The organism is Lactiplantibacillus plajomi (assembly GCF_005405405.1).
GTDB classification, from domain to species: Bacteria; Bacillota; Bacilli; order Lactobacillales; family Lactobacillaceae; genus Lactiplantibacillus; species Lactiplantibacillus plajomi.
The window spans coordinates 84,997-94,377 of the sequence record NZ_BJDZ01000010.1; the positions used below are offsets into that span (position 1 = coordinate 84,997).

The following is a 9,381-nucleotide window of genomic DNA, read 5'->3' on the forward strand; positions in this document are numbered from 1 at the left end:
GAAAGGTTTGTATGAAGTGAAAAAACAAATTACTGTTGTTGGTGCTGTTTTATTGGAAAACGGGAAGATACTGGCGACTAAACGGAATGATGACCGGATTTTAGGTACTTTATGGGAATTTCCCGGTGGAAAAATAGAAGTCGGAGAAACCCCAGAGCGTGCATTGATAAGGGAAATGATGGAAGAGTTTGACGATCAAATTATTGTGGGTGAAAAGGTCGCAACTGGTGTACATGAGTACGATTTTGGCATTGTTAATTTAACAGCATATTATGCAAAATTTGTAACGCATAATTTTGATTTGATTGCACATAGTAAAGTGGAATGGATTACACAGGAACAAATTAAAAATTTAAAGTGGGCGGATGCGGATCAGACAATTGCGTATGCTCTTGAGACCGCTGATCTAGCAAAGGTGAAGTTTAATGAACTTAACTGAAACACAGCGAAGAATCACACGTTCACTATCTAACGGGTTTGTAGATCAACGTTTTGAAGGCACAGAGTTTTTAATGCCGCGTTTTATTTATAATAATGCTGGTGATTCGATGCTGATGCACTTGGAGCGAGAGTTGGATCACTGTTCATCATTTACCTTTGTTATTGCATTTGTAACTGAAAGTGCCTTGGCAGCCTTAAAAGTTAAATTAGCAGATTTAGCTAGACATAATATTCAAGGAAGAATATTAACTGCTGATTACTTGACGTTTAACGCCCCTAAAGCATTTCAAGAACTATTGAAATTTGAAAATATTGAAGTTCGAATTGCTGACTCAAAGGCGTTTCATGCAAAAGGCTATATCTTTGATCATGCTGATGAACAATATCAGTCTGTTATTATCGGTAGTTCCAATCTAACTTCAGGGGCACTGATGCGCAATTACGAGTGGAACGTTAAATTTACATCGCACGATAACGGTGTTTTAACAGATAAGTTGATTTCGGAAGTTGAAAAAGAATGGGATGCCGCTCAGCCACTTACTAATAAATGGATTGATCAGTATCGAATTCGTTATGCAAGTAAGCCCAAGGTTTCGCGTGAAGAGTTACTTGATGATTCGTCTCCACAATACTTAATTGGTGATGGTGACATTAAACCAAACGATATGCAGCGTGACGCACTTAGTTCCCTAGATGAAGTCCGGAAAAAAGGTGAGCATCGGGCGTTAGTGATTTCTGCAACCGGTACGGGTAAAACGTATTTGGGTGCACTAGATGTTAAAAATTTTCAACCAAAACGATTTTTATATATAGTTCATCGAGAACAAATTTTAAAGAAGACTGTTAAAAGTTTTCAAGATGTTTTATGGCCAAAATATTTAAAAAAATATGGTGAATTGTACGGGAAACAAACTAGGACTAAGTTTGAAGCAGAATTTGGAATTATTTCGGGAAATGATAAGAATTTTTCTGCTAAATATTTGTTTGCTACGATTCAAACACTATCCAGAGATGAACAATTAACGCGGTTTAGTTCTAATTACTTTGATTATATTCTAATTGATGAAGTTCATCGCGCAGGTGCGTCTTCTTATCAAAAAGTGGTCGATCATTTTTCTCCTAATTTTTTGCTTGGAATGACGGCAACACCTGAACGGATGGATGATTTTAACTTGTATGAAATGTTTGACTATAACATTGCTTATGAGATTCGGTTACAAGTAGCTCTAGATGCGGATATGTTATGTCCTTTTAGATATATTGGAATTACTGATTATGAACGTGATGGTGAAGTAATTGATGATCCGAGTAATCTGAAGTGGTTAGTTTCTGAAGAGCGGGTTAACTACGTGGTAAAGCAAACTGAATACTATGGCTATTCGGGCGAAGTTTTACGTGGACTAATCTTTTGTAGTCGAACTGATGAGGCTTATGACTTAGCGTCGGCTTTAAGCGCGCGCGGTTATCCAAGTGAAGCAATTACTGGTAGTACGCCGCAAGATCAGCGAGATGCAATTGTACAACAATTGGAAAATGATGAAATTAGTTATATCATTACTGTCGATGTTTTTAACGAAGGGGTTGATATTCCCTGTGTCAATCAGATTGTTATGTTGAGAAATACGCAGTCTAGTATCGTTTTTGTTCAACAGTTGGGCCGTGGGTTGCGAAAATTTCAAGGCAAGGATTTTGTTACGGTAATCGATTTTATCGGTAATTATAAAAATAACTACTTGATTCCAATTGCACTGACTGGTGATAAATCGCGAAGTAAAAATAATGCTCGTGATGATCTGGAGTTAAAGCAAGTATCAGGAATTTCTACAATTAGTTTTTCTGAAATTGCAAAGGAACGTATTTATAATTCTATTAATAATACGGCACTTGATAGTTTGAAAGTTTTACGAGACGACTATCAAGATTTGAAGAATCGTCTTGGGAGAATTCCGCTATTAACTGATTTTCAGCAGCACGGTACAGTGGATAGCATGGTTTTTGCCAACCGCTTTAATAATTATTACCAGTTCCTATTGAAAATGAAAGAAGATATTCACCTTTCATTTAATGAAGAAGCAATTCTTAGTTTTATCTCATTGGAACTTATGAATGGTAAAAGAACAGTAGAATTATTTTTATTACAGCAGTTAATAAAAAATTATGGACAGCTAGATGAACAGAAGTTTGAAATTTTAATTCAACATGAAAATATATTCTTTGATGACACAGTTAAACATTCAGTCAGCCGAGTATTGTCCTTGGATTTTTTTACTACTGCTAATCAAAAAAAATATGGCGATAATTCGGCAGTGATATCTGAGGCTGGTTACTATCGCTTAAATTCGGATATTCTGGCTGCGTTGGATAGCAACCCATGGTTTAAACGACTGATAGAAGATGCGATAAGTGTTGGTCTGTTAAGAGCCAAGGACTGTCATTATATGACCAATCAACGATTTACACTTTATCAACGCTACACTCGAAAAGATGTTTGTCGTTTACTTGGATGGGAAAATGATGTCAGCTCGACAGTTTATGGTTATCGGATAAGACAGCAAGCTTGTCCCATTTTTGTTACGTACTCGAAGTCTGATGAGATTGAGGATAGCATTAAGTATGAGGACCGATTTATTAACGCTGATATTTTTCAATGGTATACACGGCATAATGTGAAAATTGATTCCAAAGAAGTACAGTCTATCTTGGATCCAACGACAACAATTCATCTATTCATTAAAAAAAGTGATGATGAAGGCAGTGACTTTTACTATTTTGGAGAAGTCACGGTTGAATCATATAAGCAAGAAACCTTTCAGGCCAAGGATAAGGTAGAACCAATTGTAAAAATGTTGTTGCGTTTGAAACAACAGGCTCGTTACGATAAGTATTTATTATTTGAAAAGTAATCAAAAATAAAGAGGTTAGCCACGCTAAAGTGACTAACCTCTTTATTTTTCCTTTCGATACCCATGCGTCTCCCGATACTCCCGCGGCGTCATGGCCACGGCTTTCTTGAAAATGGCAAAGAAGCTGCTGATATTTTTGTAACCGAGTTCGAACGCGATTTCATCGATACCTTTGCTGGAGAGCGCCAGCATCCGCTTCGCCAGTTCAATCCGGATGAAGGCCAACTGGCCGGTGAAACTCTTATCGAATAGTTTGCGACACAGGCGCGAGAAGTAGTTCTTATCGTAGCCGAAGTGGGCGGCGGTGCCCGCCAAGGTGGCATCCTGGCTGTGGAGGACCAGGTAGTTGAAAATTAGGCCGGTCTGGGTGTCGGCGCTGGCGTGGCGGATGTCGGTGCCGGGGAAGTCGGAGTCGGCAATCGAAATTGAGGCCTCGTGGTTACGCAATAGTTCGGTCATCAGCAGGCCGACCGTCATTTCCCGCTGGTAGTCTAAGAAGGGGTCGCTTAAGTCGTGACGTTCGAGCTCCAGCAGGAGGTCAACGTAGCGCTGGCGAATCTGGTTGGCGGGGTGGCGGTAGACGATGTAGTGTAACTCGGTTTCGCCGGCGTTCATCAGGTCGTGGACCATCGGATTGTCGCCGACGACCACCAAGTTAAGCGGCGAGGGGGCGTGGACCTGTTCGGCCAAAATGGTCAGTTTCGCCGGTTCGCCCAGGTTTTCAATCGTCAGTGGTTTCGTTGACGACACCATCACGATGTCGGCCGGATTGAGGGCGACGTACTGGCCGTTGAAGCGCAGTTCGCAGATGCCGCGACTAATAATGAAACGAATGTGAAAAATTGCACGGTTACTTTCAGTTAAGAAGTTATCCACGCCTCGATACTGGTGGAAAACGGTTTCATCCGCCGCCAACGTGTCTTTAATCGTTACCATTTTACCCATTGAAATCACTAATCCTTTCAGAAAAGATACTTTTCCGTACTAATAAAGATATTATACACTATCCACTTGTGCATTTTTTAGCATTATACTGAATTTGAAAATTCAGATAGGAGTGGATATTAATGACACAGGAAACGTTAAGCACCGACGTATTAGTTGCCGGCACGGGCGGGACCGGCTTAGCCGCCGCGTACGCCGCCGTTGAAAAGGGTTTGAAAGTATTAGTGATTGAAAAGCAACCGCAAATTGGGGGCAATACCAAGATCTCCAGCGGTTTCTTCGCCATCGATACCAAGGAACAACGGGCGGCCGGCCTGCACCTGACCACCAAGGAAGCCATCCGGCAGTTGGCCGACTATAACCATTACTTGTCGAACGGCGCGTTATTGTCCCACATTGTGAACAACTCCGCCGCCACCCTGGAATGGCTGGAAGGCATGGGTATGGAAATCAAGCTCAACCCGACCGCCAACACGACCCAGTTCGCGCACCGCGATAATGATTACCGGGGCGGCTCCTACCACATGTACCAGCATAAGGATGAGAGTTACCAACGCGTTCAAGCGACCCTGGAAGCGGCCGGCGTGACCTTCCAGTTCAACACAACTTTGACCGACTTACTGACCAACGCCGGTAAGGTCACCGGCGCCACTGCGACAACGGAAAATGGCGACCAGTTGACGATCCACGCCCAAGCAGTGGTGGTCGCAACCGGTGGTTATGGCGGTGATAAGGAAAAGGTGGCCGCCACGATGCACACCCATAATTTACGCCAGCTCGGGGTACCGAATAACGGCGAAGGGATGGCTGCCATGGTTAAAGCCGGTGCGACCGACATCGACAGCCACGCGTTGATTCACGCCGCCCAGTTAGCCAAATCCAAGGTTACCCAGAAGACCTCGCAAAAGCACTTAGCCGGGTTCTCGACCAACGTTTTGACCCAGTTGCTATTAACGCCCCAGTTATGGGTTAACATGAAGGGCCAACGTTTCGTCAACGAAGACGTGGTCTACGATACCGTGGAATGGGCGAACGCTGCGTGGACCCAAGGTGGTAAGTACCTGTTCATCGTCGATAAGGCGACCTTGGAACGCTTTAGCGCTGGTAAGAACGCCGTTGAAGTTTCCAAAGCGGGTCCCGGCGCGGCAACCGGTACCGGCGACTTTGTTCAGTTAGCTGAAGAAGCTGTCAAGGGTGAGACCGCCTTTAAGGGCAACACGTTGGAAGAATTGGCTGCCAATGCCGGCATGGATCCGGAACGCTTCGTCAAGACGGTCGCCACGTATAATAACGCCGTTAACCGCCAGGACGACCGCGAATTCAGCAAGTCATCTAAGTCGCTGGCTTACAGCGTTGAACGCGGTCCGTTCTACGCCTTCATCGCCCAGGCTGCTTACCTTGGCACGGTCGGTGGGGTTCGCGTTGACGAAAACCTGGCCGTTCTGGACGACAACTTCGAACCGATTCCCGGCCTCTACACTGGTGGCGCCAACGCCGGCGGTTACTACGAAGGCCACAGTTACCCGGCGTTTGAAGGGTTAGCTTCCGGCTTTACCTGGACGTCTGGGCGGATTGCCGGCAGCCACGCGGCTGATTACGTTAAAGCCAACGCGGTCGCGGCTAACTAACTGATTAATAATTTAATAGGGGGATGTTTTGAATGGAAACGTCACATAACGTTGCGGCGGTAAGTAAAGCCTACGTCTCGAAGACCCGGATCGGCGTGTTGGCCGTTAGTTCGATGGGGATGGCGGCCCTTGCCATCACGCCGTCCTACGCGGCAATTGCCAAGAACTTCGCGTTGAGTAACACCGGGGTGCAGATGCTGACTTCGCTGCCGAACCTGTTCATGATGCTGGCCGGCCTAATTATTGGGAAACTGACCGCCAGCAAAATCAATTTAAAAACGTTGACACTTAGTGCGGCGGCGCTGGTCGTCCTCGGTGGGTTCCTACCGCTGGCCTTTCATACCAGCTTTGCTTTTCTGCTATTTTGTTCCTGCCTAGTGGGGCTCGGACAGGGGGCCTGCACCAACTTATCGCAGGTGCTGATTTCACAAATGTTACCGGAAAAGGAACGCCAGTCAACGATGGGGTTGACGACCACCTTCACCAACCTCGGTGGTATCATCTTCATCATGGGTGGTGGCCAGTTAGCCGCCACTAGCAGCTGGGTCAATAACTACTGGATTTACCTGTTCTCCGTGCTGGTCCTGATCGTTATTTTAGCGCTGGTACCGTTACACCCGCGCGACCTCGGTGAAAATGATGAGGCTACTGGTGGCAGTATCAAGCTAAACAAGTACGTCTTCTACTGCGCGGCCTGGGGCTTTGGGGTTATGTTACTGAACAACGTTTTGAACAACAACATTTCACTGTTCGTTGTTGAACAAAAGTTGGGGGCGACGTCGCAGGCAGCCCTCACGTCCACGATTTCACTGATCGGTGGGATGCTGTGTGGCCTGATTGTCGGCGTCATTGGTAAACGCTTCAAGTATTCCTCGATTGCGATTGCCTACTTGTTGTACGGCGTTTCGTACCTGTTGGTCGGTTACGGTAACTCGCTGATTGCCGCCTTTATCGGCAGTTTCTTCGTCGGTGCCGCGATGAGTATCGCGATGGGCCAGTTCCCGTACCTGATTTCTATCGCCGTCGGTAAGACCAGCGTTTCGATGGCGCTGGGGGTCTACGTCGCGATTTACTCGATCGGCGGCGTGGTGAGTCCGTTCGTTGTCAACCCGTTGACCAACGCCTTACAGGGATTGGGCTTAAACGTCTTCTCCGTTAGTGGTTTCGGCGCGCTGATCCTCGGCGTGATTTGTTACCTGGTCAAGTTCCAGAAAAACTTAGTCGACAATGCCATTGAATAGGGCATGAAAAAGGCAATCCGCTTGGCGGATTGCCTTTTATGGTTCAATGATGGGATTATGAGCGCCGTTTACGGAACGTTAACCAGCCAAACGCGGTGGTCAGTCCGGCTAACGCGAGACCGAGTAACCCGGTGCGCGCCGACTGTGCTTCGTTGGTTTGTGGCAGGGCCGTACCGGCTTTGGCCGGTTGGTTCTGCAACTGGGTGAAGGCGCTGCCGGCCTTGATTGGGTCGGTCTGGCCGTTACCCGCCGGTTGTTGCGGCGTTTCGGGTTGCGGATCCACTTTATCCGGTGCCGGTGTTTCCGGTTGTGGCTTGTCGGGTTTGTCCGGATCGGTTGGCGTTTCGCCGCCCCCGGTGGTGACCGCCTGGTAGACGTAGGTCACGGTTAGTGCACCGTTAGTGAAGGTTCCGTTAGCGTTATCCGGCGTCGTCACCAGTTGGTAACCGTTAAAGTCGAGGGCACTGGTCGTGTAAGCGTTACCGACCTTCCCGGTGAGGGTGCTCGTCTTTAAGACCTTGCCGTCGCGGGTCACGTACTGGACGGTAACCTTGCCGTTTTCCACCGGTGTGACCGGTAAATCGGCCTCATAGACGTAGGTGATGGTTTGCGCCTGTTCGCCAAAGGTCCCGCTTGGTTGGCCAATCACGGTCTTCAACCGGTAACCGGTGATTGCGAGTGGCTGACTGGTATAGCTTTCACCGATCGCACCGGAAAGGGTGGTGTCGGCGTGGAGTTGCTTACCGTTGACGTCCTGGTACTTGACGGTCACGGCTTCACCGGCCGTCCGCCGGTAAACGTAGATGATCGTCTGGGCGTCTTCGGTAAAGGTGCCGACCGCTTGTTTCTTAATGGTTACAAATTGGTAGCCCGCGATATCCTGCTGTTGGTCGGGAATTTCCAAACCGAGCTGGCCCTTGCCGGCAAGCTGGCGGTCGTCCGCCAGCGGGTTGCCGTTTTCATCCTGGTACTTGATGGTCACGTCACCGGCGTCCTTGCGGCGGTAAACGTAAGTGACGGTTTCCGCGCTTGCGCCGAAAGTCTTGGCGCCGTCAACTCGGACCAGTTCGTAGTTCGGAATATCCTCGCGCCAGTCGCCAATGTCGTTCCCCAGCTGGCCGTGGCCGTTGAGCACCCGGTCGTCTGCCAACTGGTTGCCGGCTTCGTCCTGATGCTTGATGGTCACGTCGGCGGCATCCTGACGCAGGTAAACGAAGATGAAGGTCTGGCCGTCCTTGGTGAAAGTCCCGCTGGCGTTGGCCGGCGTCTTGTAGTTGTCGATGGTCGGTGCGGCTTCGTCAAAGCTTTCACCCAGCTGACCCTGACCAGAAACGGTCTTATCCGGAGCCAACGGGTCACCGTTTTGATCCTGATACTTGAAGGTCAAGTTGCCGGCGTCCATCCGCCGGTATACGAAGGTCACCGTCTGACCATCCGCGGTAAAGGTCCCGCTGGCGTTATCCGGTGTGGTGACCAGTTCGTAGTTTTCAATGTCGAGTGGTTCAGCCGTATAGTTTTCGTCGATCATCCCGGTCAGGGTGGTATCGGCGTGCAACTCCTTGCCGTTTTCGTCCTGATACTTGACGGTGATTGGGCCGGCGGTTTCGGTCAGGATGTAGGGTTGGATGACGGCAAAGTTAATGATGCCGCTTTCTGTATACGATCCCGTCAAGAAATACTTGTTATCCATTGGCACTACGGTCGTGTTGTTAAATTCCCCCGTAATGCCGGGCTCTTGTTCCTTTAAGCCGGTATAGATTAAACTCCCGTTAGAACCGTAATCGCCACCGGTAGCGCCGTTAAAGTACCAACGATAGCCATAGGCAAAGCTATTGCTATTAAACCAGACCGGCTCCCCAACGCGCACATTAGGTTCTAGTTTAACCTCGGTACCATCGACCAAATAAATGTTACTTTCCAGCGTGGCCTGGTTATTATTGCGATCAACGTAAACGGGTTTGTCGCGAATAATCACTTGGTTACCGTAAGAGATGGTTAGACCAGTAATTCCTTGTAACGGCCGGAAGTCGCTAATGTGATTGAAACTGGCGTGCAAGGCTTTTAAATTGGTTAAGTTTGCCAACGGACTGAGATCGCTAATTCGGTTATTTTGAATATTTAGTTTGGGCCTAGAATAAAAAGTGTACAAGTTAAATAGAGACTCTGATTTAGTATAATTAAGGAAGTAAATTGGAGGATCAAATAATGACGAAGCACAGTTAT

General features: G+C 47.6%; 6 protein-coding genes. 4 read left to right on the top strand and 2 right to left on the bottom strand.

The features are described 5' to 3' along the window. The first annotated feature begins 16 nt into the window (after window positions 1–16). Window positions 17–439, top strand: coding sequence for a (deoxy)nucleoside triphosphate pyrophosphohydrolase (locus FFM82_RS05985; RefSeq protein WP_137644960.1), 423 nt, complete (start codon window positions 17–19; stop codon window positions 437–439). Next, the gene (locus FFM82_RS05990) at window positions 426–3,344 is read left to right on the top strand and encodes a DEAD/DEAH box helicase (protein ID WP_137644961.1); all 2,919 of its coding nucleotides are present in this window, start codon (window positions 426–428) and stop codon (window positions 3,342–3,344) included. Before FFM82_RS05985 ends, FFM82_RS05990 begins: the two co-directional genes overlap by 14 nt. A 42-nt stretch (window positions 3,345–3,386) precedes the next feature. Here FFM82_RS05990 and FFM82_RS05995 read toward each other — a convergent pair whose 3' ends face one another. Next, window positions 3,387–4,289: a helix-turn-helix domain-containing protein gene (locus FFM82_RS05995; protein WP_137644962.1), complete on the bottom strand. Its 903-nt coding sequence runs from the start codon at window positions 4,287–4,289 to the stop codon at window positions 3,387–3,389. Between the two features lie 122 nt (window positions 4,290–4,411). Between FFM82_RS05995 and FFM82_RS06000 the strand changes: the two genes are divergently transcribed. Then, window positions 4,412–5,917 (top strand): FAD-dependent oxidoreductase, encoded by a 1,506-nt coding sequence (locus FFM82_RS06000; protein ID WP_137644963.1) that lies wholly within the window; start codon window positions 4,412–4,414, stop codon window positions 5,915–5,917. A gap of 32 nt (window positions 5,918–5,949) precedes the next feature. Further along, entirely contained in the window at window positions 5,950–7,158 is a 1,209-nt protein-coding gene (locus FFM82_RS06005; protein WP_137644964.1) for an MFS transporter, read from the top strand. Between the two features lie 55 nt (window positions 7,159–7,213). Here FFM82_RS06005 and FFM82_RS06010 read toward each other — a convergent pair whose 3' ends face one another. Continuing rightward, the gene (locus FFM82_RS06010; protein WP_345368347.1) at window positions 7,214–9,307 is read right to left on the bottom strand and encodes a MucBP domain-containing protein; all 2,094 of its coding nucleotides are present in this window, start codon (window positions 9,305–9,307) and stop codon (window positions 7,214–7,216) included. Window positions 9,308–9,381: the final 74 nt, after the last annotated feature.